The sequence below is a fragment of the Bacillus sp. LQ01 genome, assembly GCF_057624735.1.
The window spans coordinates 76,040-103,030 of the sequence record NZ_JBYEZL010000001.1; the positions used below are offsets into that span (position 1 = coordinate 76,040).

At 35.5% G+C, this 26,991-nt stretch carries 33 protein-coding genes; 26 read left to right on the top strand and 7 right to left on the bottom strand.

Features of this window, described 5'->3' with window-relative positions; translation table 11 throughout:
- Positions 1-194: 194 nt before the first annotated feature.
- From AC22L0_RS00480 to AC22L0_RS00495, 4 genes are all read left to right on the top strand, one after another.
- The gene (locus tag AC22L0_RS00480) at positions 195-476 is read left to right on the top strand and encodes a YkvA family protein (RefSeq protein ID WP_000733854.1); all 282 of its coding nucleotides are present in this window, start codon (positions 195-197) and stop codon (positions 474-476) included.
- Positions 477-487: 11 nt separating this feature from the next.
- Entirely contained in the window at positions 488-1,093 is a 606-nt protein-coding gene (locus AC22L0_RS00485; RefSeq protein WP_000435017.1) for a DedA family protein, read from the top strand.
- Between the two features lie 98 nt (positions 1,094-1,191).
- Positions 1,192-1,560 carry a DUF3992 domain-containing protein gene (locus AC22L0_RS00490; protein ID WP_001277547.1) on the top strand — a complete coding sequence of 123 codons (369 nt, stop codon included), beginning with the start codon at positions 1,192-1,194 and terminating at the stop codon, positions 1,558-1,560.
- Between the two features lie 20 nt (positions 1,561-1,580).
- On the top strand, positions 1,581-1,919 hold the full coding sequence (locus AC22L0_RS00495) for a DUF3992 domain-containing protein (protein ID WP_000282809.1): 339 nt from the start codon (positions 1,581-1,583) through the stop codon (positions 1,917-1,919).
- A gap of 62 nt (positions 1,920-1,981) precedes the next feature.
- Here AC22L0_RS00495 and AC22L0_RS00500 read toward each other — a convergent pair whose 3' ends face one another.
- A complete protein-coding gene (locus tag AC22L0_RS00500) occupies positions 1,982-2,401 on the bottom strand; it encodes an S-Ena type endospore appendage (RefSeq protein ID WP_000752308.1) in 420 nt (139 codons plus the stop codon).
- 305 nt (positions 2,402-2,706) lie between these two features.
- Here AC22L0_RS00500 and AC22L0_RS00505 point away from each other — a divergent pair, with 305 nt between their 5' ends.
- From AC22L0_RS00505 to AC22L0_RS00515, 3 genes are all read left to right on the top strand, one after another.
- Positions 2,707-5,169, top strand: a complete 2,463-nt coding sequence (locus tag AC22L0_RS00505) for a LamG-like jellyroll fold domain-containing protein (RefSeq protein WP_487272081.1) — start codon at positions 2,707-2,709, stop codon at positions 5,167-5,169.
- 79 nt (positions 5,170-5,248) lie between these two features.
- On the top strand, positions 5,249-5,452 hold the full coding sequence (locus tag AC22L0_RS00510; protein WP_000435800.1) for a hypothetical protein: 204 nt from the start codon (positions 5,249-5,251) through the stop codon (positions 5,450-5,452).
- 12 nt (positions 5,453-5,464) lie between these two features.
- On the top strand, positions 5,465-5,635 hold the full coding sequence (locus tag AC22L0_RS00515) for a hypothetical protein (protein ID WP_001174850.1): 171 nt from the start codon (positions 5,465-5,467) through the stop codon (positions 5,633-5,635).
- A 28-nt stretch (positions 5,636-5,663) separates the two neighbouring features.
- Here the strand turns inward: AC22L0_RS00515 and bcaP are convergent, their stop codons facing one another.
- Positions 5,664-7,067, bottom strand: coding sequence for a branched-chain amino acid transporter BcaP (bcaP, locus tag AC22L0_RS00520; protein ID WP_000838700.1), 1,404 nt, complete (start codon positions 7,065-7,067; stop codon positions 5,664-5,666).
- Between the two features lie 257 nt (positions 7,068-7,324).
- Between bcaP and AC22L0_RS00525 the strand changes: the two genes are divergently transcribed.
- From AC22L0_RS00525 to AC22L0_RS00565, 9 genes are all read left to right on the top strand, one after another.
- Positions 7,325-8,452 (top strand): cation:proton antiporter, encoded by a 1,128-nt coding sequence (locus tag AC22L0_RS00525; RefSeq protein ID WP_001985966.1) that lies wholly within the window; start codon positions 7,325-7,327, stop codon positions 8,450-8,452.
- A gap of 124 nt (positions 8,453-8,576) precedes the next feature.
- Positions 8,577-8,891, top strand: coding sequence for a hypothetical protein (locus AC22L0_RS00530; RefSeq protein ID WP_000704957.1), 315 nt, complete (start codon positions 8,577-8,579; stop codon positions 8,889-8,891).
- Positions 8,892-8,920: 29 nt separating this feature from the next.
- Positions 8,921-9,784, top strand: coding sequence for a MurR/RpiR family transcriptional regulator (locus tag AC22L0_RS00535; RefSeq protein ID WP_000648164.1), 864 nt, complete (start codon positions 8,921-8,923; stop codon positions 9,782-9,784).
- 310 nt (positions 9,785-10,094) lie between these two features.
- Positions 10,095-10,979 carry an N-acetylmuramic acid 6-phosphate etherase gene (gene murQ / locus AC22L0_RS00540; RefSeq protein WP_000892344.1) on the top strand — a complete coding sequence of 295 codons (885 nt, stop codon included), beginning with the start codon at positions 10,095-10,097 and terminating at the stop codon, positions 10,977-10,979.
- A 24-nt stretch (positions 10,980-11,003) separates the two neighbouring features.
- A complete protein-coding gene (locus AC22L0_RS00545; RefSeq protein WP_000711291.1) occupies positions 11,004-12,368 on the top strand; it encodes a PTS transporter subunit EIIC in 1,365 nt (454 codons plus the stop codon).
- 48 nt (positions 12,369-12,416) lie between these two features.
- Positions 12,417-13,490, top strand: a complete 1,074-nt coding sequence (locus AC22L0_RS00550) for a DUF871 domain-containing protein (protein ID WP_002196231.1) — start codon at positions 12,417-12,419, stop codon at positions 13,488-13,490.
- Between the two features lie 152 nt (positions 13,491-13,642).
- Positions 13,643-14,047, top strand: a complete 405-nt coding sequence (locus tag AC22L0_RS00555; protein ID WP_001077751.1) for a DoxX family protein — start codon at positions 13,643-13,645, stop codon at positions 14,045-14,047.
- Between the two features lie 149 nt (positions 14,048-14,196).
- Positions 14,197-14,598: a nuclear transport factor 2 family protein gene (locus AC22L0_RS00560; RefSeq protein ID WP_001126691.1), complete on the top strand. Its 402-nt coding sequence runs from the start codon at positions 14,197-14,199 to the stop codon at positions 14,596-14,598.
- Positions 14,598-15,083, top strand: a complete 486-nt coding sequence (locus tag AC22L0_RS00565) for a PRK06770 family protein (protein ID WP_000897980.1) — start codon at positions 14,598-14,600, stop codon at positions 15,081-15,083. Before AC22L0_RS00560 ends, AC22L0_RS00565 begins: the two co-directional genes overlap by 1 nt.
- A gap of 34 nt (positions 15,084-15,117) precedes the next feature.
- On the opposite strand, the gene AC22L0_RS00570 is transcribed toward AC22L0_RS00565, so the two are convergent.
- On the bottom strand, positions 15,118-16,029 hold the full coding sequence (locus AC22L0_RS00570) for a DMT family transporter (protein WP_048567866.1): 912 nt from the start codon (positions 16,027-16,029) through the stop codon (positions 15,118-15,120).
- 205 nt (positions 16,030-16,234) lie between these two features.
- On the opposite strand from AC22L0_RS00570, the gene AC22L0_RS00575 reads away from it, so the two are divergent.
- Positions 16,235-16,729, top strand: a complete 495-nt coding sequence (locus AC22L0_RS00575) for an Lrp/AsnC family transcriptional regulator (protein WP_000446088.1) — start codon at positions 16,235-16,237, stop codon at positions 16,727-16,729.
- 129 nt (positions 16,730-16,858) lie between these two features.
- A complete protein-coding gene (locus AC22L0_RS00580) occupies positions 16,859-17,314 on the top strand; it encodes an N-acetyltransferase (protein WP_000686662.1) in 456 nt (151 codons plus the stop codon).
- An 80-nt stretch (positions 17,315-17,394) separates the two neighbouring features.
- Here the strand turns inward: AC22L0_RS00580 and AC22L0_RS00585 are convergent, their stop codons facing one another.
- On the bottom strand, positions 17,395-18,165 hold the full coding sequence (locus AC22L0_RS00585; RefSeq protein WP_000878073.1) for an SDR family NAD(P)-dependent oxidoreductase: 771 nt from the start codon (positions 18,163-18,165) through the stop codon (positions 17,395-17,397).
- A 133-nt stretch (positions 18,166-18,298) separates the two neighbouring features.
- Here AC22L0_RS00585 and AC22L0_RS00590 point away from each other — a divergent pair, with 133 nt between their 5' ends.
- From AC22L0_RS00590 to AC22L0_RS00610, 5 genes are all read left to right on the top strand, one after another.
- The gene (locus AC22L0_RS00590) at positions 18,299-18,658 is read left to right on the top strand and encodes a MerR family transcriptional regulator (protein ID WP_000288059.1); all 360 of its coding nucleotides are present in this window, start codon (positions 18,299-18,301) and stop codon (positions 18,656-18,658) included.
- 412 nt (positions 18,659-19,070) lie between these two features.
- Positions 19,071-19,415: a DMT family transporter gene (locus tag AC22L0_RS00595; protein ID WP_000796011.1), complete on the top strand. Its 345-nt coding sequence runs from the start codon at positions 19,071-19,073 to the stop codon at positions 19,413-19,415.
- Positions 19,416-19,417: 2 nt separating this feature from the next.
- On the top strand, positions 19,418-19,732 hold the full coding sequence (locus tag AC22L0_RS00600) for a DMT family transporter (protein WP_000539671.1): 315 nt from the start codon (positions 19,418-19,420) through the stop codon (positions 19,730-19,732).
- Positions 19,733-19,883: 151 nt separating this feature from the next.
- The gene (locus AC22L0_RS00605; protein WP_001999151.1) at positions 19,884-20,462 is read left to right on the top strand and encodes a TetR/AcrR family transcriptional regulator; all 579 of its coding nucleotides are present in this window, start codon (positions 19,884-19,886) and stop codon (positions 20,460-20,462) included.
- Between the two features lie 214 nt (positions 20,463-20,676).
- The gene (locus AC22L0_RS00610) at positions 20,677-21,879 is read left to right on the top strand and encodes an MFS transporter (RefSeq protein ID WP_487272082.1); all 1,203 of its coding nucleotides are present in this window, start codon (positions 20,677-20,679) and stop codon (positions 21,877-21,879) included.
- A gap of 55 nt (positions 21,880-21,934) precedes the next feature.
- Here the strand turns inward: AC22L0_RS00610 and AC22L0_RS00615 are convergent, their stop codons facing one another.
- On the bottom strand, positions 21,935-22,273 hold the full coding sequence (locus tag AC22L0_RS00615; RefSeq protein ID WP_000997917.1) for a winged helix-turn-helix transcriptional regulator: 339 nt from the start codon (positions 22,271-22,273) through the stop codon (positions 21,935-21,937).
- A 169-nt stretch (positions 22,274-22,442) separates the two neighbouring features.
- Here AC22L0_RS00615 and AC22L0_RS00620 point away from each other — a divergent pair, with 169 nt between their 5' ends.
- The gene (locus AC22L0_RS00620) at positions 22,443-22,982 is read left to right on the top strand and encodes an ester cyclase (RefSeq protein WP_000511560.1); all 540 of its coding nucleotides are present in this window, start codon (positions 22,443-22,445) and stop codon (positions 22,980-22,982) included.
- A 23-nt stretch (positions 22,983-23,005) separates the two neighbouring features.
- Entirely contained in the window at positions 23,006-23,554 is a 549-nt protein-coding gene (locus tag AC22L0_RS00625) for an NAD(P)H-dependent oxidoreductase (RefSeq protein ID WP_000789184.1), read from the top strand.
- A gap of 62 nt (positions 23,555-23,616) precedes the next feature.
- Here AC22L0_RS00625 and AC22L0_RS00630 read toward each other — a convergent pair whose 3' ends face one another.
- Positions 23,617-25,377, bottom strand: coding sequence for an SgrR family transcriptional regulator (locus AC22L0_RS00630; protein ID WP_140160724.1), 1,761 nt, complete (start codon positions 25,375-25,377; stop codon positions 23,617-23,619).
- An 83-nt stretch (positions 25,378-25,460) separates the two neighbouring features.
- Between AC22L0_RS00630 and AC22L0_RS00635 the strand changes: the two genes are divergently transcribed.
- Positions 25,461-26,717, top strand: a complete 1,257-nt coding sequence (locus AC22L0_RS00635; protein WP_087966312.1) for an MDR family MFS transporter — start codon at positions 25,461-25,463, stop codon at positions 26,715-26,717.
- A gap of 44 nt (positions 26,718-26,761) precedes the next feature.
- On the opposite strand, the gene AC22L0_RS00640 is transcribed toward AC22L0_RS00635, so the two are convergent.
- A complete protein-coding gene (locus AC22L0_RS00640) occupies positions 26,762-26,965 on the bottom strand; it encodes a hypothetical protein (protein ID WP_001063872.1) in 204 nt (67 codons plus the stop codon).
- Positions 26,966-26,991: the final 26 nt, after the last annotated feature.

A 26,991-nucleotide genomic window follows, 5' to 3' on the forward strand; every position in this document is an offset into this window, starting at 1 on the left:
AAAATTGTGTATAAAGGGGAGTAACTTATTACAATAAAGTCGTCATTACAGGGAGAAACCCTCGGCTTTATTGGCAACGTTTCGTTGTTAGTGAGACCTTTACCAGCAATGGTAAAGGCCCCTTTCTGTCTTTTTGAGGACCCTTACCATATTTGGTAGGGTCCTTTTCGTATACAAAGAGAGGAGATATAAAAATGAAAAAACTTATTAGTAGATTAAGAGTTGTATTTCATGTTCGCCGATTTGTTCCATTCCTATTTGACTTTTTTACTTCAAAAGAGGTTTCAATAAAGAAGAAAATTTTATCTGTTGCTTTTTTAGTTGGGTATGTAGCGATGCCGCTCGATTTAATTCCAGACTTCCTACCGTTTATCGGTATTTTAGATGATATTGGAGTTGTGTTATTTATTTTGAACCGAATTGTAAAAATGGCGCCAGTTCAATTACAAGAAAAGCATAACGTAAACGTAGGATAGGAGTTAAAAATATGGAGCAAATTATTTTAGATATAATCGAGTTTTTAAAGCAGTTTTCTTATTTTGGAGTTGTGTTAGCATTAACGTTTGAATTTATTCCGGCAGAAGTAGTGTTGCCTATGGTTGGGTATTGGGTATACGAGGGAGATATGAATTTTTGGTTGGCTGTATTAGCAGGGACACTTGGTGGAACGACAGGACCTTTAACGTTATATGCACTCGGTTATTACGGTGGTCGTCCGCTATTAATAAAATACGGAAAATACTTCTTTATTAAAGAAGAACAAATTCAAAAAGCAGATGATTTCTTTGAGAAATATGGACCAGTTGTAGCATTTGTTGGACGCTTTGTACCTGGAGTGCGAACGCTTATTTCTGTTCCATGTGGTATGGCAAAAATGAACATATGGAAATTTAGTATTTATACATTTGTAGCAATGTTCCCGTTAACGACTTTGTATGTTTATTTTGGAATGAAATTAGGTCCACATTGGGAAAAAGCAGCGGATGTTGTTGGACAATATATGCTACCGATATTAGGAGGCGTTATTCTTATTGTTGCTAGTATCTTTGTCTATAAATATATGAAAAAAAGAAACAAAACGGAATCTATCTAGTCATTTGAATATTTTTTGAAAATAGATGAATAGTACAGGCAAAAGACTCTGGGGGACATACACATATAGGGAATATAAAAGAGAGAGGGGAAACAACTATGTCTTGTGAGTGCTCAGGGTCAGCATTAACTTGTTGTCCAGATAAAAATTATGTGCAAGATAAAGTGTGTAGTCCGTGGTCAGGAACTGTAGTGGCGACTGCTATTACGAATGTACTGTACAACAATAATATTAATCAAAATATGATTGGAACAGGGTTTGTTCGATATGACGTCGGACCGGCTCCGATCACACTGACAGTTTTAGATGCAGCAGGCGCTACAATTGATACACAAACATTAAACCCAGGAACAAGTATAGCTTTTACGTACCGTCGTTTCGTAACAATTGAAGTAACTTTACCTGCTGCAACAGCTGGAACATATCAAGGGGAGTTTTGTATAACTACACGTTATCCACTTTCATAATAGAAAAGGAGAGGGCTAAGATGTACAATTCTAACTTATCATGCTGTTCCAGTAAAACACTTGTTCAAGATCAGGTATGTATAGATTGGGCTGCTACTGGTGCGGTAACTGAAACAGTGTATACGAATAATATTACGCAAGATTTATATGCATCAGGTTATGTGAAATATGATGTAGGTACAGCTCCAATTACGGTGAATTTTTTAGTAGGAGCGACAGTGGTGAATACAATTACTGTACAACCACAAAGCAGTGGATCATTTACAGTAAGATACTTTACTACAATTCAAATTGTAACAACAGGAACGGGAGTAAGCCAAGGACAATTATGTCTGACAGTACGTTATCCAATTTCATAAGCAAAAGCATACCAAGTGGTATGCTTTTTTATATAGTTTGTAAGTTAAGGTGGTGAAGAAATTTATAAGCAAAATGAGAATTGACAACAATATTTTCCTTCCATATATCGGGTTGGGTTATTTGGAATATCAATGATAGCCACAGATTGTAAGGATTGACCTGTATATGACATTGTGTTGCCAGGATAGACTGTAAAAGTATTTGTCACCTTTCCGATAATTTGAACGGTAATTCCTGCAGTACTACTAGTACTATTATACACAGAAATGGTACCAGATATTTTAACTACACCATCTCCTTCCCATAAGATTAATGTAGGATTTTCAGAAGGTGGTGGAATTTCTTTTGTTATAAGAAAATTACCGGCAAATTCATTTGTAATTAATTCACAGCCTGGTGGTTCTGGTGGATTAGGTGGATCATAGGGAGGGCAGATGATAGATAGAGGGGCATAACAGCCGATATTTTTTTTACAAGCCATTAGTAGCTCCTCCCTTCATACTTTCTTTTTATTACTATTAAATGTTGGAAAACGATAGTTGTGTTAATAAAGGGGCGAAAAATTTCAGGAAAGTTTGTTTAATAGGCTTCCAAATCATAATAATGAATAAGAGTCTGTTAGACACAAGGTACTTGTATAAGATAATACAAGTAATGTTGGATGTTACAGAAAAATGACTGTATATTTACAAAAGTTAAATAAATTTCATTTTCACTTTAAACGAAGTTAATATGTGTTCGATACAATAACCATTGTAATTAATTCATTATATGAGGAGGATTTACGTGGACAGAACTGATTTACGAAAAGTAAAAGGCCTTATTGGATTATTAATGGTTTTTGTATTAGCATTCGTATCATTTCCGTGGAGTACATCAGTCAAGGCGGAAGAGAAAAAGCAAGAAAAGGCATCAAGTGAGAAGAAGATAGTTTTTCCAGTTGTAAGTGATGTGCATATTAAAAATAGTGGAACGGATGATACGTTTCGCTGGAAAAGAGCGATTGAACAGTTTAATACATTAGCACCGAAACAAGATGCGTTTGTTATTGTAGGTGATTTCACAGATACAGGATCAGTGCAGCAATATGATCGTTTCATGCAAGTGTATAATGAAAATGCAAATAAAGATGCAGTGCGAATGAATTCTCTCGGTAACCATGATTATTGGAACGGTTTATCCGTAGAGGGTGCACAGAAGCGTTTCTTAGAAAAAACAGGTATGGAATCAATTTATTATCATAAAGTGGTAAAAGGTTATCACTTCCTTGTTATGTCTCCAGAGAATGGAACAACACATGGTTATTATTCGGACAAGCAAATTAATTGGTTAAAAGAAGAAATGGCAAAAGCACAAAAAGATGATCCAGAAAAACCGATTTTTGTATTTTTACATCAACATATTAAAGATACAGTGTACGGTAGTCAGGAATGGGGAACACAAGATAGCGCAAAAATTAATGCAGTGTTAAAAGAATATCCACAAGTTATTACGTTTTCAGGTCATTCACATTATCCGTTAGATGATCCGAGATCGATACATCAAAAAGACTTTACATCAGTTGGTACATCTTCAGTAAGTTATATGGAAGTTGAAGGTGGTAAAGTACAAGGGAATATCCCGCCAGGAGCTAGTACGTTAAGCCAAGGTTTATTAGTAGAAGTAGATGAAGAAGAAGTGACGATTAATCGCCGTGATTTCCATACGAATTCTTGGACAGGCGAGCCTTGGAAAATTAAATTACCAGCAAAGAAAGAAACATTTACACATGTAGAAGATCGTGATAAAGAAAAGCCTTACTTTGCTAAAGATGCAAAGCTTGCTGTATCAAATGTAACAGAAAATGCGGCAACAGTAACATTCCCGCAAGCATTGGACAACCTCCTTGTTCACTCTTACCGTGTGCAGGCTAGAGATAAGCAAACGGGTGAAATAAAAAATAATTTGTTAGCATTCTCAGAGTTTTATCGTGATCCAGTGCCGAAAGATCTTACATTTACACTTGCGGGATTAGATGGCGGGAAAGCATATACACTTGAAGTAGTTGCGATTGATTCATTCGGCAATGAAACCGCGCAGCCGTTAACTGCGGAAATTACTACGAAAAAAGATAATATTGACCCGAATGTGAAAGTACCAAAAGCTGATGTTTTCGATGTAAACTTTGCAGATGGTACATTTAAAGACAATTCACCATTTGGTACAAAAGGTGATGTGAAGGGCAATGTGACTATTGAATATGATAAAGCATTGAAGAAGAATGTTATGAAGTTAAACGGAAAAGCAAATACATTTGGATATCTTCCATTTTCAGCAGCACAAAAAGAAAAAGTAGCAAATACGTTTACGTTAGAAACTGTATTTTCAATGAATGAAATTCGTGGACAAGGCATCTTGCAAAATACAGAGAGCGGCGGAATTGGATTTGAGTCTACAGGAAGTGGATATGTTGAATTATGGGCTCACATTGAAGGTAGCTATAAACGTGTTGGAGTTCAATTAGAAGCGAATAAAACGTATCATTTAACAGGAACGTATAACGGAAGCGAAGTGGCAATTTACGTAGATGGTAAAAAAGTAAATAGTCAGCCAGCTACTGGGAAAGTGTATCATCCGAATGTACCATTTGCATTTGGAGCGGATCCTGATAGTAACGGAAATGGTGGTATTCCGTTAAATGGACAAATCGTGCTTGCGAAATTATATAGTAAAGCGTTAAGTTCTTCAGAAGTATTAGCAGCGTACAATGAGTTTTTTAACCGTACGAAGTTAGAGCAAGTAACTGCGTTATTTGAAGAGCTTGGAAAAGTAAAAGAAGTGTTAGCGGGTACGTATGAATTTGGTAATAAGCCAGGTCAATATTCAAAGGAAGCATTTCAAGAACTAGAGAAAAGCTATAACATTGCAAAGCAAGCATTTGAAAATGTAGGAAGTACTGGGGAACAAATTATTCAAACATATAACGAATTAAAATCAGCTAATGTAACATTCGTACAATCAAAAGTGGCAGAAGAACAACCAAAAACAACGAAAGAAAAATTACAAATCAATATTGAATCTGCAAAAGCAGTAGTGAAGAAAGCGCAAGCTGTAAATGTAACAGATGGTTCAGTGAAATCATTACAACAAAAAATTACAGTTGCAGAAGCTGTATTACAAGATGTGCAAGTAAAAGATGAACAGGTAGAAACGATGAATCGTACATTAGAGTATGCGATTTCACTTGTTGAAAAAAGTATGAACAAATAAGAGAGAAGAAAAGAAGCTTATCATGATAGGCTTCTTTTTTGTTATACTAAAAGTAGCATAGAAAGAAGGAGCGAATAATTTGGAACAGAAAAAGCTAAAAAGAATTCTTGAATATGTATGGATCGCGGTTGTGCTCCTTGTAGGATATTATTTATTAAAAGATAAAAGTATTTGGGTTTTATTCTTAATGACGTTTTTATTAGCAGGATTAGGAACGTTATTTATTAACTTCTTCTTTGATAGTTTGAATGCCTGGAAGAAGAAAAAGAAGGGGACGAAGTAAAGGAGGGAATATATGCAAAAGTGGAAGCTCATATATCAGGTGATTATTTTCTTAGTGCTTGTGGGTATTGGAATGATCAAATACTCGACACCAATAGGAAATTGGGCATGGTTTACAGCTTGCATCGGCATATTTTTCATTTTACAATCGTTAACGAAAAAATATAATAGTACAGAAAGATAGCTCGCCATTTTATCGGCGAGCTATTTTGTTATGCTTTTTTCTGTTCATCATTTGTTTTTTCAATAGCTAAATGACTATGCTTTCTAGAGTAGAAGAAATAGAAGCATAAGCCGACTATAAGCCAAACTGCAAAGCTAATCCATGTTGTTTTAGACAAATTGATCATTAAATATAAGCAGCAAAGAATCGCGACAACTGGTAGTACAGGTACGAAAGGTGTGCGGAATCCGCGTTTTAAGTCAGGATGTGTTTTTCGTAAAATAAGTACTGCGCAGCAAACGAATGTAAAGGCTGTTAATGTGCCGATGTTTACTAAATTCGCTAGCAAATGTAAATCTAAAAGGCCTGCTAATAAAGCGGCAACAACGCCAGTAATCCACGTATTTAATAAAGGGATTTTTACTTTTTTATTTACACGTGCTAACGCTTTTGGAAGTAGACCGTCACGGCTCATTGCATATGAAACGCGAACTTGTCCATACATAACGACTAAGAGGACGGTTGTCATTCCAGTCATCGCTCCAACAGCGAGTAGTCCTGCAATTGCATCTTCACCAACGAAGTGCAATGCAAATGCAACTGGATCAGAAACGTCTAATTGTGTATAAGGAACCATACCTGTTAAAACGAAAGATACAATCATATATAAAACAGTACAAATAAGAAGAGAACCGATAATACCAATTGGTAAATCACGCTGCGGCTTTTTCGTTTCTTCTGCAGCGGTTGCGATTGCATCAAATCCTAAGAAGGCGAAGAACACAGTGGCAGCCCCAGTAATAATACCGTCGTATCCGAATGGAATGAACGGTGTCCAGTTTTCAGGTTTTACATATTTTGCGCCTGCTACGATAAAAGCGATAATAACTGCTAGCTTGATAAGAACCATAATATTATTAATGCGAGCGCTTTCGCGTATACCGAAGCTTAAAAGACCGGTAATGATTAGTAAAATACAAACAGCGGGTAAATCGATGAGGCCACCTTTTCCTACGCCAGGGGCCGAGGCGATTATGGCGGGCAGGTGTATATTGAAACCTTGTAGTAATGATTGTAAATAACCAGACCAACCGACAGCTACTGCTGCAACGGCAAGTAAATATTCGAGCATTAAACACCATCCGACGATGAAGGCGACGACTTCTCCGACTGTCATATATGCGTAAGTATACACACTTCCTGAGACAGGAATAGAAGAAGCAAATTCAGCGTAACAAAAGGCTACACAAGCACAAGTAAATGCAGCAATAAGGAATGATAGCATAATACCAGGACCAGAATGTTTTGCTGCAACAATACCTGTTAATACAAAGATCCCTGTCCCAATTACGGCGCCGATTCCTAAAAACGTTAAATCGAGTGCAGTTAATGTTCTAGCTAGCTGCTTTGGTGATTCAGTACTAAGCGCTTTTTTTCGTAATAATGACTTCACTTTGGACTCTCCCCCCGTTTTTTCATTTCCATAACTGCGACTATAGTATGAGCCCATTAAAAAAGAGTAAGTAAGGAAGTGGAGGTGCAGTTATGGTATATAGTTTTTAAAATTGCTGGATTAATCTTAATATAATTCAGAATATTTTGTCAAATAAAAATATGACAAATAAAATGCGGATCAATAGGGGAAACTACTTGCAGAAATGTACGGGGGTTAACGACCCACTGATTAAAGTTAAAGTAGGAGCAGATGCTATGTTATTTTATTTTGAACTTGTCGTCATTTTACTTTGTACGAAATTAGCTGGTGACATTAGTGTAAGACTTGGTCAGCCTTCTGTACTTGGTAAGTTAATTGTCGGTATTATTATCGGTCCGGCTGTACTCGGTATTATTAATAGTTCTGAACTGATTGATGAACTGAGTGAGATTGGTGTTTTGTTGCTTATGTTTATGGCGGGACTTGAAACGGATTTAGAAGAGTTAAATCGGAATTTGAAATCGTCATTTGCAGTAGCGGCTGGTGGAATTATTTTTCCTTTCATCGGTGGTTATGTAACAGGATTGCTGTTTGGATTAATACAGTCCCATGCCATTTTTTTAGGGTTATTACTTTGCGCAACATCGGTTAGTATTACGGTCCAGACGCTACGTGATCTAGGAAAAATGAATACGAGAGAAAGTACAACAATTTTAGGTGCTGCCGTATTTGATGATGTCATTGTCGTTATTTTATTGGCATTTGTAATGAGTTTTTTAGGAACACAAGATGTGAATATAACACTTGTCATTGTAAAGAAAATTATTTTCTTTGTAAGTATTGTTTTTATTGCTTGGAAAGTCGTTCCTTGGATTATGAAAATGCTTGTACCGCTTCGTGTAACAGAAGCGTTAATTAGCGCGGCTCTTATTATTTGCTTCTCTTTTTCTTATTACAGTGAAATGATGGGAATTGCAGGCATTATTGGAGCATTTGCAGCAGGAATTGCTATTTCTCAAACAGAGTATAAGCATGAGGTGGAACATAAAATTGAACCGATTGCTTATGCAATATTTGTTCCAGTATTCTTCGTAAGTATCGGAATGGAAATTACATTTCAAGGCATTGGAAGCCAGCTTTGGTTCATTATTATTATGACTCTCATTGCAATTTTCACAAAGTTAATCGGATCAGGTTTAGGAGCGAGACTGACAGGATTTAATCTCCAATCTTCTATTAGTATTGGCGCGGGGATGGTATCACGTGGTGAAGTAGCGCTTATCATCGCTGCAAATGGACTTACGGCGAATTTATTAGCGAAAGAAAATTTCACAGCGATTGTTATTGTTGTTATATTGACGACGATTATTACACCGCCACTTTTGAAGAAATATTTTGTATAGAGAGGAAGGGCTTATCTGATGTAGGTAAGCTCTTTTTTTATTCCCAAAAGCAATGATCATATAGCATGAAGGGTTTGTAATTATGGTAAAATCTATGTATGTGATATGACAAGGAGAGGGAAGTGTGAAGATTACGAAGGAGAAGGTTATTGGTGTAATCGTACTTATTGCAGTATGTATACCATTTACTGCATGGAAAGAATCAAAAGTGAAAGATTTTCCGGTTTCTATTTTTTCGGAAGAAGCAGATGGTGAGTACGGTCAGAAGCTGAAATATACTGCTTTTTTACCTGATGTTGCGATTTGGATGAACGGTTGGGAAAAGAAGTGGACAGAAGGGGAAAGAACTGTTTATCAAAAAGGGAATCGCATTGTAAATGTGTTTCATCCTCCTGGCGATGATGGTTTTTACCTTATTGAAGCAAGAGAAAATAAGTGAACGCAACCGTAAGAAGTGGAGGTTAAATAGTGAAAGCTTCAACATTACTATTTAAAATTGAAAGTAATATGGATCAATTTTCACCAGCTGAGAAGAAGGTTGCCATGTACATAATGGAGAATGCAGAGATTGTACCGAATTTAACGACGAAAGAAGTGTCAACGAATGCAGGCGCAAGTGAAGCGAGTGTCGTTCGCTTTTGTAAATCGATTGGAATCGGAAGTTTTAAAGCATTTAAGATAGCACTCGTTCGTGAATTAACGATTGCTGATTATAATATTAACGATTTTTCAGTGATGAATACAGAAGATGGACCGTATGATTTATTTAATAAAGTTACTTATGTGAATAAAGCTGCAATTGAGGCGAGCGTGACGGCGATAGATAAAAAAGAACTTGAAAAAGCTGCAGATCGTATTGTAAATGCCGATAAAATTATCTTTTATGGAGTAGGCGGATCAGCTACTCCGGCGATGGACGGAGCTTATAAATTTACAAGGCTCGGATTTACAGCGATGATGCTATCTGATTTTCATATGATGTTGCCGCTTGTGACGAATTTAAAAGAAGGCGATATATTTGTTGCGATTTCAACATCTGGTCGAACGAAAGATGTGCTTGAAATGGCGCAGTATGCAAAGAGACAAGGTGCAACTGTTATTGGAATTACGAAACTAGATCAATCATCACCGTTATATAAAGAAGCGGATATTCGCCTTTGTATGCCAGATGTAGAACAAGATCATCGTATTGCGAGTATTGCTTCGAGAATGACGCAATTGAATATGATCGATGCTTTATATGTGATTACTTTCAATCGAATTGGTAATAAAGTATTGAATCAATTTATGGAGACACGAGAAGAAGCGTTGCGGTTACGGAAGTTAAAGTAGAAGAAAAGATGAGGAGACTCATCTTTTTTTATCCCCCTATTTGCCGTGCAGTAAGACCCTCACTTCAAAATTCAGCGGAAGCAAAGAAAGTTAGGTGGGGATCAACTGCCCGTAAATGCCCGATTGGTGCGGGCTAATAATCAGTGGGGATGAACAAAACCCACACTGATTAAAGTTTCACTTTATGATCTTTGACAAAAATATGTCATGTCGTGAAATTTTATTTCATAAAATAAGAAAGAGTAATTGATTTTTAGTTTCTTAAAGTTATAATAAAAGTGTGAAATATAATTTCAAAGAGGGTGGCAATATGTTAGAAAATTTATCGACAGAACATCGTAATGAGAAAACAATGAATTTGGATGAGATGAGCATAAAAGAAGTGTTACAAAGTATGAATGAAGAAGATCGAACTGTTGCGTTAGCAGTTGAAAAAGAGATAGAACAAATTGAAAAGGTTGTACAGACTGTTATTAAATCTTTTGAAGAAGAGGGACGTTTAATTTACATTGGTGCTGGTACGAGTGGTCGTTTAGGTATTCTAGATGCAGTGGAATGTCCGCCGACATTTGGCACGGATGATAAAATGGTGCAAGGATTTATAGCAGGTGGATTGAAAGCGTTTACTAAAGCGGTGGAAGGTGCCGAAGATCGCGAAGAGTTAGCAGAAGAAGATTTAAAAAGTATTGGATTAAATGAGAAAGATACAGTGATTGGAATTGCTGCAAGTGGCAGAACTCCTTACGTAATTGGCGGCTTGAAATACGCACAGAGTGTAGGAGCGAGTACAGCGAGTATTTCTTGTAATAAAAATGCTGAAATAAGTAAATATGCAAAGTTAAATGTGGAAGTAGAGACAGGTGCAGAAATATTAACAGGATCAACGCGTTTAAAAGCTGGTACAGCACAAAAATTAGTGTTGAATATGATTTCAACAGCTTCGATGATTGGTGTAGGAAAAGTATATAAAAACTTAATGGTAGATGTTCAATCCACAAATGAAAAGTTAGTAGAACGATCAAAACGAATTATTGTGGAAGCAACAGGCGCTAGTTATGAAGTAGCGGCAGAGTATTATGAAAAGGCAGAACGTAACGTAAAAGCTGCCATTGTTATGGTGTTGTTGCAGTGCGAATATGGGGAAGCACTGGAGAAACTAAAATGCGCAAAAGGGTTTGTGAAGAAAGCACTATAAAATAATAGGGAGGGGGATTCTATTATGAAGAAAGAAGAGAGAATGGCCAAGGAAATTTCGGAGCAACTTGGAGGAATAAAAAATATTCGTAGTATTGCTCATTGTATGACGAGACTACGATTAACGCTTCATGATGAAAGTAAAGTAAATATGGACCTTTTAAAAAAAGTTGAAGGCGTTATGGGTGTTATAGAAGATGAGACGCTTCAAGTTGTCGTTGGTCCAGGAACAGTAAATAAAGTAGCAGCTGAAATGGAAGGCTTAACAGGACTACGAATTGGTGAGATAGCAGATCATCACCTTGAAGATATTGGGCAAGAGATGAAATCAGAGATTAAGAAGAAAAATAATACACCAGTGAAAAACTTTTTACGAAAAATAGGAAGTATTTTCATTCCGTTAATTCCAGGACTTGTTGCGTCAGGAATTATAAACGGGGTTGCTAACTTTGCGAAAAACGCTGGTGCTGATCCAAATGCAACGTGGTTACAAATGTTACTACTCATTGGCGGCGGTATCTTTACATTCTTAGGAATTTTAGTTGGTTGGAATACAGCGAAAGAGTTCGGCGGGACACCGGTTCTTGGGGCAATTGCTGGCATTTTAATTTTCAACCCGGCGATGGCAAACGTAAAATTGTTTGGTGAAGCATTAGTGCCCGGACGGGGCGGATTATTCGCAGTTATTTTTGCAGCATGGCTTATGGTTGTAGTGGAAAGACAAGTTCGAAAAGCAGTGCCGAATGCAGTTGATATAATCGTGACACCACTCATTACTGTATTAGTTGTAAGTATCGTAACGATGTTAGCAATTCAGCCATTAGCAGGTTTCTTATCAGATGGTATTACGAGCGGAATTAATGCGATTTTAAATATTGGCGGAGCATTTGCTGGCGCAGTACTTGCGGGAACATTTTTACCTCTCGTTATGGTCGGATTGCATCACGGTTTAACACCAATTCATATGGAATTTATTAATCAAACACACGTAACACCTTTATTACCAGTACTAGCAATGGCTGGTGCTGGCCAAGTGGGCGCAGCAATTGCGATTTATGTGAAAACAAAAAACAAACGACTTCGAAATGTAATTAAAGGTGGATTGCCAGTTGGCTTTTTAGGAATTGGTGAGCCGCTATTATACGGGGTTACATTACCACTTGGGAAACCGTTTATTACTGCTTGTTTAGGAGCGGCTGTCGGTGGTGCATTCCAAGCAGTTATGCAAACAGCTTCTCTTGGAATTGGCGTATCAGGGCTATCTTTAATTCCGTTAATTGCTGACAATAAATATTTACTATATTTCTTAGGTTTAGTAATTGCATATGCTTTCGGATTTATCTTTACGTACTTCTTCGGATTTAAAGAAGAAATGGCAGAAAACATATAGAGAAAGGGATTCCTTTCTCTTTTTCTATTAATAGAAGGGGAGATTTATATGATCGGAGTTTCCATTTATCTTTCAAAAGAACGAGTAGAGAAACAAGAAGAGTGGTTAAAAGGAGCGAAGGAAAATGGGTTTACATCTATTTTTACATCACTGCACATTCCAGAAGATGATCCAAATACGTATAAAGAGTTAATTCAAATATTAGGGAGACAAGCTCTTGCACATGAAATGGAGCTAATGGTTGATGTTTCTCCAAAATCGTTACACCATTTAGGGCTAACATATGAAAATGTGGAAGAGTTATTGAACTGGGGCATTACCGGTTTAAGAATGGATTACGGCATTGCGCCAAAAGAAATTGCAAGCGTATCTCATAAGATGAAAGTAGCTTTAAATGCGAGTACGATTACAAAATCATTTTGGAAAGAATTACTTGCAGAACATATAAGAGTAGAGAATGTAGAAGCATGGCATAATTTTTACCCGCGCCCAGAGACAGGACTAGCAAAGTCTTTCTTACAAAAACAAAATCAATATTTACAGAAGTGCGGAATAAAGACAATGGCATTTATTCCAGGAGATGGTGAAAAACGAGGGCCGTTATATGAAGGGTTACCAACGTTAGAAAAACATCGCAATATGCGCCCACTTGAAGCGTACTTAGAACTTGTTCAAGATTGTGGTGTTGATAAAGTATTGATTGGAGATATAAGCGCAAGTTTAAAAAGTATGCAAGAAGTAGCTAGTGCAAGTAGAGGGATTATTCCATTGCGTTACAAATCATTTATAACTGATAAAGAAGTATTAAAATTGGTAGAGCAAGTGCATACAAATAGACTAGATCCGGCTCGTGATGTTATTCGATCTGTAGAATCAAGGGAAGGAAATAGAGTGGTGATAAAGCCGATGCATACAATTGTAAGAAAGAAAGGGAGTATTACAATTGATAATGAATTGTATGGTAGATATGCAGGGGAGATGCAAGTTGCCATAAATGATTTATCTGTAGATGAGAAAGTGAATGTTGTTGGAATGGTTGTAGAAGAGGACGTGTCTTTACTGCCTTATATTGGCGCTGGAAAAATGTTTCAACTTTTTTTATGCGATAGAATAAAAGCTTGAATTAGCGCTATTTTGTAAGAAAACATTATCCGTAAAACGGATAATGTTTTTTGTTTTCTTTAAAAAAGTATTTGACGAATGAAATAAAATACCGTATTGTTTTGACTTGTAAATAAAAGTTCACCATAACAAAACAAAAAGGAGAGTTCAAAATGAATCAATATATTGGGAATTTAATTATTCGTATCGTGTTAGGAGTTACGTTCTTTGCACACGGTTTAGCAAAGTTTCAATCAGGTATCGATAACGTAGCAGGATGGTTTACAAGCATCGGTTTACCAGGTGGCCTTGCATATGGCGTAGCAACTGTAGAATTAGTTGGTGGTATATTATTAATTATCGGTTTAGGTGTACGATATGTAGGATTGTTATTCGCTCTTATTTTAGCTGGAGCTATCGTAAAGGTAAATGGAGCAGCAGGTTTATTAGGAGATGGAAAGAATCCAGGATATGAATTAGATCTTGCATTATTATCAATGGGTGCGTATTTATTCGTAGTAAAAGCAGAAGGATATGTAGATCGTTTCTTAAAAGAGAAAGTAATGAAAACGAAGTAAATTTTATTTATAAATGTTGACTTGAAGAAATATTGTAACTATAATGATTACAACTAATAGATTAAGAGTAAAACAATTTAAATATTTTTTTACACAAGATGTAACTACGTGAGTTACATCTTGTGTAAAAATAAACGGGAGGAAGTAATATGCCTAAATCAAATTTAGAAATTATTAAAAGCACGTATGAAGGATCAGCTTCTTCAAATGCAAAGCATTTAGCAGAAGCCCTCTCTGAAAAAGTGGAATGGACAGAGGCAGAAGGTTTCCCGTACGGCGGAACATATAAAGGCGTAGAAGCTATAATGAAAAATGTATTTAGCCGTTTAGGATCAGAATGGGATGATTATAAAGCAAGTGTAAATATGTATCATGAAGTAAGCGGAAAAGATGTAATTATTGCTGAAGGTATGTATTCTGGAGTTTATAAAGAAACAGGAAAATCATTTGAAGCAGAATTTGTTCATGTATGGCAACTGGAGAACGGAAAAATCGTGAAGTTTAAGCAGTATGTAGATAGTTATATTGTTAAGGAAGCAATGAAGAGCTAATGCTTTTTAAATGGATCGTAGGTATATGCATTACAATTATAGTAATTTTCTCGTCTATAGTTGGCGGAAAGAAATTGCTTGCATATGTGGAAAAAGAAAATAAAAATATTCAAACCGAGCGAGCGGCAAACGAAAAAGAGAAAAAAGCTGCAGAAGAAGCTCCGCAAATTAGTGAAGGTGAAATTATTTCTACTATGCATAAAATGGTGCACCAAAAGGTAAAATCCTCTGAAAAATGGGGATTTGTAGAGATGACAAAAAAGGAAATTTCTAATGTAAAAAGAGATATTGAAAATAGTACAGGTTTTCAATATAAAATGAAGTTATTTTCTATTATAAATAGGTGGGAAAAAGGAGATTTTTCTCAAACTGTTGAGGAGCATAACTTTTTATGGAGCCTTCAAGGTGGAGATACTGGCAAGGCGACGGAACGTTTATCGCCAGAAGAGGAAAAGCAGTATATAAGAGAAATGAAGAGTAAATAAAAACATCGCCAACCTAGATGACGATGTTTTTTCATTAAGAATGTTTTCGTATTAAAGGTCTAGTTGGCTGAACGGCAACAGTTTTGAAATGAGAAAATAAATAACATCCTGTTACAACGACAATTGTCCCTAAAATTTGTATCCACGTTAATTCTTCTCCGAGAAATATGAATGCTAAAATGGCTGTGAAAATTGGATTGAAGTTTAGAAAAATACCTGATGTAGTTGCGCCTAATTTTTGTACGCCAATATTCCAAAATACCATACAAAGAACTGTCGAAATAAGCCCAGTATATAAAAGTGATGTGATGAAAGAAGTATTTATATTTGAAACAGTGAAGCTACCTATGTTAAACGGTAGTAATAAAATAACGCCGAAAATACCAGAGTACAACGTTGCCATAAGTGGTGTAGTTGTTTTTGTTGCCCATTTACTACAAACAGAATAGATTCCCCAAATACAAACCGCTGCAATCATCCATAAATCACCGCTATTAAAATGTAGTGAAAATAAAAGCGAGAAATCACCTTTTAATAGGACGAGGATGACCCCGAAGAATGAAAGAATCATGGATAGGATTTGAAGTGTATTTACTTTTTCTTTTAGAAATAATACTGAAAATAATGCGATTGAAATTGCATTCAATGTAGAAATAAGCCCTACATTCGTAGCGGATGTTTTTTCTAATGCTAAAAATTGAAAGATGTTAAAAAGAGCGACTCCTGAAATTCCCATTAATATTAACGGAATTATTGCGGTACGTGGTGGAAGGATTTTCTTTTCTTTAAGCCATACCATTGGTAATAAACAAACAATCGCAATCATCCATCTTAAATTTGTCAATGTCATCGGTGATGCATGATCGACGAGTGATTTTCCAACGACGAAATTTCCTCCCCATAATAAGCTCGTTAGTAATAGTAAAAAGACGTAAAAATAAGGCATGATAAAATCCCCTTTTTTGTAATCAATACGAATTGTAAATAATTTTAGCATTTTTCTTTATTGTGTAATACATTATTTTGTATAATGGTGAAAACTCGATAAAATCTTTAGTTTAAAATGATATTTACAGAAAGATATTCAGTTTTATATAAATTATAAGTTGTTTTTTCGAATAATCATCGGTAAGAAAAAAGGAGGAATTGTAATGGAGTCGTCTGTTATTAAAGTGTTGGATGATTTGGATGTACAAATTTTAGATATATTGCAGAAGGATTCACAAGTAAGTAATGCAGAGCTGGCACGTCGCGTTAATTTATCACCGGCTGCGATGCATGCAAGAATAAAAAGGTTAGATGGGGAAGGTTTCATCGATAAGCAAGTTGCGATTTTAAATCAAGAAAAGCTTGGGTTTGATTTATTATGCTTTATTTTTATGAGTACGAATATTCATCAATTTGACAAGTTAGAAGTGTTGGAGAAAGAATTAGAATCGATGCCGGAAGTGTTAGAATGTCACTGTTTAACAGGAGAGTACGATTATTTATTAAAGGTTGCAAATCGTGATCGTAAAGAACTAGAGCAGTTTATTAGAAAGCTGAATAAGCTTGGTATTACACGTATACAGACGAGTTTGGCACTTCGTGAAATTAAATATTCAACAGTATTACCGATACGAGATGAGGAACCGAGCATCGATTAGATTGCTTGGTTTTTTGTTTGTATAAAGTGATTGACGAGGAGAAAAGAGAGCTGTATTATTATATGAAATTATGAATTAAAATTCATTTAAAGTTATAAATATTAATATTGAGGGGCAAGGGGATGTAATATGAAAATCTGTAATGCGGTGACCAGTGATGTGAAAGAAATTTATAGTCTTATTGAGGTTTATGCAAAAGAGGGAGTTGTTTTACCACGTTCTCTTTTGTCTCTTTATCAATATTTGCAATGTTTATATGTTATGAAAGAAGACGAGAGAATTGTTGGAGTTGCTGGATTGCATGTGTTAGGAGAAGATCTTGCAGAAATACGATCGTTAGTAGTTTCGCATACATATGCAGGGAAAGGGATAGGACGTATGCTCGTAAATCATGTAATGGAGGAAGCTACGAAAATAAATGTAAGAAGAGTAATTTCCTTAACATATGAAACAGTATTTTTTCAAAAGTGTGGATTTGATTTTATAAATAAAGAAGCGTTGCCAGAGAAAGTATGGATTGATTGTAGACATTGTCCAAAGATGGATTATTGTGATGAAGTGGCGATGGTTCGGTATGTTGGATAAAAAATTTATAGAGAAAAAGTTCCCACTATTATTTACAGATATAGTGGGAACATATATTTACATAAGAAATGGACAGGTTATTAAGAATTTGAATTCGTTTGTCTTACGGCAAAATTATAAAGTGGATCTTTAAGTTCATAGTTATACGTTAAACCGTCGACAATTCCTACAACTTTATCATTATCATAAAGGTCGAGCATAAATTGTGCCATTTGTTTTGCAGTGTGGAATTTCGGTACAACATTATCGTATTCGAACTCATCAATACCAAATGAACGTTTTGCAAATTCTGTTTCAGTTGCCCCAGGTGCTAAAACCTTTGCTTGCAGTTTTGCGCCTTGTTCTTTCAGTTCGTGAGACAGCCCTTCTGTAAAGGCACTTACATAAAATTTTGTAGCGCAATACGTAACAGCATCAGCAACAATCGTGTATCCGCCGCCCGATGAAACGTTAATAAGCTGTGTTCCGTCAACCATTGAATAATCTCGAACGAAAAGAGAAGAGAGTATTGTTAGTGCTTCTATATTGACATGCAACATCGTCTCGATTTTATTTAAATTTTGTTCGGCAATTGAGGCGAAATTACCAAAACCTGCGTTATTAATCCACGTTTCAATTTGAAAAGCTTGTAGGCTTTCATAAAGTTTATAAACATCTTCAGTAACAGATAAATCAGTTCGTCGAATGACAACATCTAACTCTGGATGCATTTCGTTAATTTTCAATTTTAATCCATCTAATTCTTCTTGTCTTCGAGCTACAAGTACTAAATTTTTCCCGCGAGATGCAAATGCTAAAGCTGCTTCATAACCAATTCCGGAACTTGCACCAGTAATAACAGTGTATTTCATATAAAATCCCCCTAAATTCAAATTTATTTATGGTTAGATTGTATTTGTTAGAGTATACTCTAAGTCAAATGTTTTTTATAAATTTGATACGTTCATAAAATATATAAGGATAAGCATGTGGAGGGAGTTTAGTATGTATACAATTAGTGAGGTAGCAAAATTATTAGGATTGAGCACACATACACTACGTTATTATGAAAAGGAAAATATATTGATTGCAAATCGTGATACAAATGGAAATCGACTTTACGAAGAGTCACATATAAAGTGGTTGCAGTTTGTAATGAAATTAAAACAAACGCAAATGCCAATAGCGAAAATAAGAGAATACGCTAGATTATATACAGAAGGGGCGCATACAACAGAAGCTCGTTTACAGCTCCTAGAAGATCATAGGAAATCTATTCAGATTCAAAGAGAAAACTTAGAGGTTACAGAGAAGATGCTTGAGAATAAAATTCGTGCATACAAAGGCTCATTGGAAAATAAATAGATGGTTGTTATGTGATGAAAAATGGATTTGATCTATGAGTATTTCATCATAGTGTATGGATAAATAAAAAAGAGCAGCTAGCAAAAGCTAACTGCTCCATTCAAGGGATCTCTCCAAGGGGGAGTGGAGAAAATATTATGTTACTAGCATTATTGACAGATTATTAGGAAATATACAAATAGGATGAAAGAAATTTTAAATAAACTTTCGGCATTGACAATTTTTAAAATGTTCATGTACAATATATATGAATGACATTCAGTCATTTTCGTGTGACAGGATGCAGTTAGCTTAGAAATGGAACAAATACAATGGTAAATGAGGATGATAGTTGTTTTTATATAGTATTGATGAAAGAGTATATTTTTTTAAAATAAAAATGACTGATAGTCAGTCATGAAGGGTGAGAGGTATGAAAAATAGAGCTTGGTTATATGTCATATTAACATGTATCTTTGAAATTTTTTGGGTGTTTGGTTTTAATACGGCCGATACTTGGTGGCATTGGATTATTATTTTAGGAGTTATTGCTGTTGATTTTCACTTCCTTTCTAAAGCGTGTGAACATCTTGCAACAGGAACTGTATATGCTATTTTCGCTGGAGCTGGTACGGTAGGTACTTTCTTAATGGATGTATTTCTTTTCGGTGGAAGTTTCAGCGCAGGCAAACTATTCTTCATTCTTATGGTAGTAGCCGGCGTTATCGGTTTAAAGTTAGCTGACAATAAAGAAGAAACTGTGGAAGGAGTTGCTTAAAAATGGGTTGGTTTTTCGTATTTTGTGCTGCAATTAGTGAAATAGTCGGTGTGATAGGACTTAAAATGTATAGTAAAGATAAGACATTAGCCAATGGTGCGATTTATATAGGTGGGTTTGCTACATCCTTCGCATTTTTGTATACTTCCTTCTTATTTTTACAAGTAAGTGTCGCGTATGCGGTTTGGATTGGTATCGGAACAGCAGGTGCAGTTTTGTTAAACATGTTCTTGTTTGGTGAGTCGAAAAGTAAAGCGCGTATCATTAGTGTGTTTCTTATTGTATGTGGAGTGACAGGATTAAAGGCACTTTCTTAAAGATATATTGTATTTTTATCTCCTAATTGTTTATTAGGAGATTTTATTATAAAAAAATGATTTCCTCTTAGAGTTCACTATCATTGACAGTACAATCGATTATCTTATAAAATGAGTGACAGTCATTCAATATGCGTGTGAAAGGGTTTAGATGATGAATAAAAAAGAGAAAATTGTCTATGCAGCTATTGAAGTGTTTCAGGAAAAGGGCGTCGAAAAAACGAAGATTTCTGATATCGTGAAATTAGCTGGCATTGCGCAAGGAACTTTCTATTTATATTTTCCTTCTAAGTTATCTGTTATGCCTGCAATAGCAGAAGTGATGGTTGAAAAGATGATACTTGCAGTGAAAGAAAAAGTGCAAAACGATGCGCCTTTCTCAAGTAAAGTGACGCAAGTAATAGATGCGGTGTTTCACTTTATAGCTGAATATCGTGAAATACAGGCTTTAATGTATGCTGGTCTTGCATCTACAGAACATATAAAAGAATGGGAAGCTGTGTATGAGCCCCTTTATATGTGGCTAAGTGAATTTTTAAATGAGGCAAAAGAAGCTGGTGAAATTCGTGATTCGGTTCACGCAGAGCGAACAGCGAAGTTATTTATCGCTCTAGTTGAATCAGCAGCGGAACAAGTGTATTTATATGATCATAAAGATGATGAGCAAGTCGATTTGCAAAAGGCAGAAGTACTAGATTTTTTAACACATGCACTACATATAAAGAAATAGTGAGATGAACCTGTCTGAAAAGGTAGGTTCATTTTTGAGGAAAACTGAATGATAGTCATTCATCTAATGCGTATGTATGTGTGGAAGGATAGTGTGAAATTCTAACGAGTAGGGGGGCATCTCTACTCATGACTAGCCCACAAATAGAAGGATAAAGAAAAAGCTTCTTGGGCATTATTTTTTGAGAGGAACTTACGGGAAGAGGTGTTAAAAAGTGAAGAAACCGATAAAAGAACAAAAGATGGTATTGGTCATTCTTTTGAGTAATATATTTATCGCTTTTTTAGGGATTGGATTAATCATTCCGGTTATGCCGTCCTTTATGAATGATATGCATTTAACAGGGAAGACGATGGGATATCTCGTTGCAGTGTTTGCAATGGCACAGCTCATTACTTCACCTATTACAGGCCGGTGGGTTGATCTTTACGGTAGAAAGAAAATGATAATCATTGGATTATTTATTTTTGGTGTTTCAGAGCTTCTTTTTGGATTAGGAAAAGATGTATGGATGCTTTATGTAGCAAGGGTATTAGGCGGAATTAGTGCTGCTTTTATTATGCCTGGTGTTACGGCGTATGTTGCGGATATTACATCTATTCAGGAACGTCCAAAGGCGATGGGATACTTATCTGCGGCTATTAGTACTGGATTCATTATAGGTCCTGGAATCGGCGGATTTATTGCAGAATACGGTATACGTGTGCCGTTTTTCGTTGCAGCAGTAATTGCTTTTATAGCATGTGTGATTTCGATCTTTATTTTAAAAGAACCGTTAACGAAAGAAGAACTTGCAGAGATTTCTTCTAATACGAAGGAATCAAGTTTTATTGGTGATTTAAAGAAATCATTACATCCAATGTATGCAATTGCATTTATTATCGTATTTGTACTCGCATTCGGATTATCAGCGTATGAAACAGTGTTTAGCTTGTTCTCTGATCATAAATTTGGCTTCTCGCCGAAAGATATCGCAGCAATTATTACAATTAGTTCAATCTTTGGGGTAGTTGTGCAAGTATTTATGTTTGGCAAATTGGTAGAAATGTTCGGTGAGAAAGTGTTAATTCAAATATGTTTAATTGTAGGTGCAGTATTAGCATTCGTCTCAACTGTAGTCTTTAATTATTGGATTGTACTTCTCGTTACTTGCTTCATTTTCTTAGCATTTGATTTACTTCGTCCAGCTTTAACGACATTTTTATCAAAAGCAGCCGGAAAAGAGCAAGGATTCGTTGCTGGAATGAACTCGACTTATACGAGTTTAGGAAATATCGTAGGACCAGCGATGGGCGGAATATTATTTGATATGAATATTCATTATCCATATGCATTTTCAGGCGTTGTTTTAATAGTTGGTCTCGCTATTACATTTATGTGGAGAGAGAAACAGTTGGCTGAAAGTTTTGCGAAGTAATAAAACCCCTTACGACGGTAAGGGGTTTTTGTTTTATCCTGATTAAAGTTTCATTTTATAAACTTAACCCAAACCGTTTTAATTCAATAAAAATCCCCTCTAATTGCTTTCCTTTATCCGTTAATGTGTACTCTACACGAGGCGGAACTTCTGGATATACTTTTCTCGTTATAATGCCTTGAGACTCTAATTCTTTTAGTCGAAGTGATAATGTTTTTGGACTAATACCATCCATTGATTTTTGTAAATCACTAAAGCGTAATGTTCCTTCGATAAGAAGATCACGAATGATTAAAAACGTCCATTTTGTACTAATTACATCAAGCGTTTTAGCGATGGGACAAGGTATGCCAGGTAAACCTTTCGTTAATTCAACTGGATTTATATCGTTCATGGAACTAGCCTCCATAAAATTTTTTTGGATGAATTTGCTTTATAGTATCACAAAACTATACTTTTGGTAACTATATGAAAAAAATATCACTACTTTCATAAAGAAAGTTAGTGCATATACAATAGCAATACGAAACAAAAAGGATTTATATAAGGAGGTGGTGATTTCCATGGGGATAAAAAAGTTATTTGGATTTCTTAGTTTGTTTGTTATTTGTATTGTGCTTGTAGCATGTGGTGTGGAACAAAAAACTGAAGTTCAGTTATTAAAAGAAATGCCAAAGCCAAAAGCAATGACAATTGATCCCTCACTAAGTAAAAAAGAAGCGACAGAAATGGTTCATGCGGCGCAGCGTTTTTATGCATTTTGGGATACAGGTAAGGAGGAACTTATTCCGCAGACTGTTACTAAAGATTTCTTCGATAATACATTGCCGAAAGGGCGACCACAAGGCATTGAAGGATTAAAGTTTGCAGCGCAAAATTTTCGTAAAGTTGTGCCTGATATACATTGCGAGATTGAAGACTTATTAGTTGTTGGTGATAAAGTAACGGCCCGTCTTTCTTTTACAGGAACGCATAATGGTAAGAAAATTAATTTTTTTGCAATTGATATTTTACATGTGAAAGACGGAAAGATAACAGAAGATTGGCATTTAGAAGATAATCTTACACTACAGCAGCAACTCGGCTTAATAGCTGAAGAGTAGATCATATAGGGGAGAGGAAAGCGATGAAAAATATATTTATTATAAATGGACATGAAAAATACGGTACAAAGGAAGGACGATTAAATAAAACGTTAGTAGATTATATGGTTACTGTATTAGGCGAGAATCATCATGTGAAAACAACAACGATTCAAGATGGTTACAATATTAAAGAAGAACAAGATAAGTTTTTATGGGCCGATGTTGTGATTTATCAAACGCCAATTTACTGGTTTAGTGTACCAGGCTTATTTAAAACGTATATGGATGAAGTATATGAATACGGTTTGTTCTTTAAAGGTGCAGATGAATATGGAACAGGTGGTTTATTAAAAGAGAAAGAGTATATGTTCTCTACAACTTGGAATGCACCTAAAAAAGCATTTGGAGATAAGACGAAGTTCTTTGAAGGAGAAAGTTTAGAATCAGCGCTTAGTCATTTACACCGCGTGCAGAAGTTTCTCGGTATGAGTCCGTTAAAGAGTTTTGCTTGTTATGATGTGGTGAAGAATCCGGATATAGAGAAGTATTTAGGGAAATTGAAAGATCACTTAGATGGAGTAATTAAATAATAGTATGTGAAGAAGGTACTACTAAGGATGTAGTACCTTCTCCTTTTATAATGACTCATATTTTAAGACATGGATGGCTGTATCCATAACTTTGCAAAATTTGCCCAACCAAATGAATCAATTGTTACATTTTTTAAAGAAGAAGGGTATGTTTTTCTTTTTAGAACGTGATAGTTAAATAAAATGATGTGTTCTGCTTGTAAAAACTCTTCAATCTCATACATGAGTTCATAACGCTTTTCTTTATTTTCTTCTAGTAAAAATGTATCTAGTAAACAGTTAATTTGTTTTTCGTAGTGCGGGTCCATGAACCGATTTACGAAGCAACTTTTATTTTTAAATACATTTAAGAATGCAATTTCATGATTGGCAGCAAAGACTTCTCCCATGAAAATAATATCAGCATGTTTATCAATAGAGCGATTCATATAATCTGAAACGGGAAATGGGTGAAGCTCTACTTGTATACCTAAACTTTCACATCGTTCTTTTAAGAAATATGCATCATTTGCACTATCTTTAAATGCGAAGAAGTAAATATGTATCGTTTCTCCATTATATGTACTCTTTTTCAAATACTCTTTTGCCTTTTCTAAAGAGTAGGATCTTCTTGTTGCAAGGCGGCTTCTATCAGGGAAAAAGCTTGATGCAGCAATTGTCCGTCTACCCTCTATGTTACGAAGTATCATTTCAACATCATATAGTTCTCTCCAAGCTTTTCGAAAGTAAATGTCGTGATGAGGACCAGTTTTTTTTAAGTTGAAGCTAGCATAAATACAACCTATTTCTTCTATTTGTATATCATGCCTTTCATTTTCCTCTTCGTTTGGTAGTTCATAATCAGCATCTATTTGCACATGGTCAGGAATACCCCAAAATTCAATACGGTCTAATAATGCGCGCTCTTTAAAATAATGGGTGAACGCTTCGAGTACGATATTATCTTCAGAGTAATGAGCAAGTTTGAAAGGTCCAGTACCTATATAATGATGATTTTGAATACTCGTATCACGCGGTAAAATTGCGAGCTGCATTGAACTTACATAGTGTAAGAAAAATAAATTTGGTTTTGCTAAATGGAATCGAATTTGCAGTGGTGATGGTGTTTCAATTTGAACAATTTCTTCTGTTAACCATTCGAAAGGGGATTGAACTTGCTTTAGTCTTTCAAATGAAAACTGTACATCTTTAGAAGTTAAAATTGATTCATTGTGAAAATATATATCTTTTCGTAAATAAAAGGTCCACGTAAGTCCATCTTCACTTAATTCCCATGTATGCGCAATGTGAGGCTCCATTTTTTCAGTAACATCGTTATAGACAACTAACGTATCAAAAATTTGACTCGTAAGATGACTCTCTGTAGTTACAGCCACAAAAGCCGGATCTAATGGGAATATCTTTCTCGATATAGGAATCTTTAATACGTCGTACATATCATTTGAAGGTTCGTATCCAAAATGATGATGTAGTTTATTTTCTATCTTTTTTTGAAGTGCAAGGGGTAGGGGTTCTTTTAAAAGAAGAAAGATATCTTTTAATTTTTCTTGTGCTAACAGTTCATCTGTATAGGACTCAATCGCTTCTACGAGATTATGTATAAATAGAATTTCCGTTTTATTTCCGCGGCCTCGCCCTGGAGTCCAGCTAATTAATTGCTCCTCGCTCATTTTCTTTAATAAAATCTTTACGTTTTTCGTACTGCAATATAAAACATCCGCTAATTCTTGTAAGCTATTTCGCATATGTTGTTGATCTTGTGCATGTAGTCTTAGTCTAATGTAATAGTCCATAATTTTCATATATACACTTCCTTCTATCATAAAAGGGGAAACTCTTTAGAATATTCTAACCTTTTTCTTCCTTTTTTTCAAAGTAAAATAAGTAAGCATAAGGAGGGGAAACAATGGGATTTTGGAGTATGCATCGAAATATAAAAATTAGAATTATAACATCGTTTTTAACACGTACTGTGTCTACGATGATTTTTCCATTTATGGCGATTTATTTTTCCATAAAGTTAGGTAGTGCGATTGCTGGTGCGTTACTACTTATTAATGTCATAGCTTCATTAGTAATTGGTTTATACGGTGGATATGTTGGAGACCGGCTTGGGCGTAAAAAGGTTATGATTATCGGTCAAAGTATACAAGTCATTTCCATTGCTTGTATGGGAGTTGCGAATTCGGATTACGTTGACTCACCATGGCTAACATTTGTGTTTATGTTAGTGAATAGTTTAGGGTCTGGACTTATGAATCCTGCGACAGAGGCGATGTTAATTGATGTGAGTACACCTGAAAATCGAAAAGTGATGTACAGCATTAATTACTGGGCTATTAACTTATCCATTGCAATTGGAGCGATATTTGGTGGATTACTATTTGAAAACTATAGACTACAATTGTTTATCGTATTAACGCTTGTTGCCATTATGACTTTATATGTGATGGCTGTGTATATGGAAGAAGTGTATGTAGCACGAAAAACGATGGAGAAGAAAAATGTATTAAAAGATATGGCAGATAGTTATAAAGTCGTGATGAAAGATAAAGCATTTTTAATTTTTTGTGCAGCGAGTATATGTACATTATCGTTAGAGTTTCAAATTAATAATTATTTAGGGGTACGTTTGCAGAAGGAATTTGAAACGGTGCACTTTTTATTCGGGAATGGTTTTACGTTTGATTTAACAGGTATTCGCATGCTGAGCTGGATTTCTGCAGAGAATACAATTTTAGTTGTGTTATGTTCAGCACTTCTTATTAAAATGCTGAAAAGCTTCAACGATTTGAAAATCTTATATGTAGGCTTATTTATTTACACGATTGGATTTACAATACTCGGAACGAGCAATAGCTTATGGATTTTATTAATTGCAGGGCTTTTCCAAACGGTAGGCGAGATGATGTATGTGCCAGTGCGTCAATCTATTATGGCAGATATGGTGCCAAATGAGGCGAGAGGTTCATATATGGCGATTAACGGAATGGTCTTTCAAGTTGCAAAAATGAACGGGGCATTAGGTGTTATGCTAGGTTCATTTATTGCATCTTGGGGCATGAGTGCTCTGTACTTTATCGTTGGTATGAGCAGTATTTTACTATTTATGAAGGCGATAGGGAGAGAGAAGTATGAGGGGGAGGTTTCTCAGATTGGATAAAACGATATGAAAAGCGATGCTAGAAATCGCTTTTCATATGGCTTTTAAAACGGATCAACTTCAGCTAAATCAGGATTGCTATTTGGGTTTGTTAATAAGACTTTCAGCTCACCTACTTCAGAGAGCGCAACGAGGATATAACCACTAATAAGGACGACGAGTCCGATGACCCTTAATGTTTGCAGCGTAATATCACGGCTATTGTTTTCGGAGTTGTCTTGGGGCGTTGAAGGTGGATTGTTATTCATAAATAGGGCTCCCATCTTTTGTATTT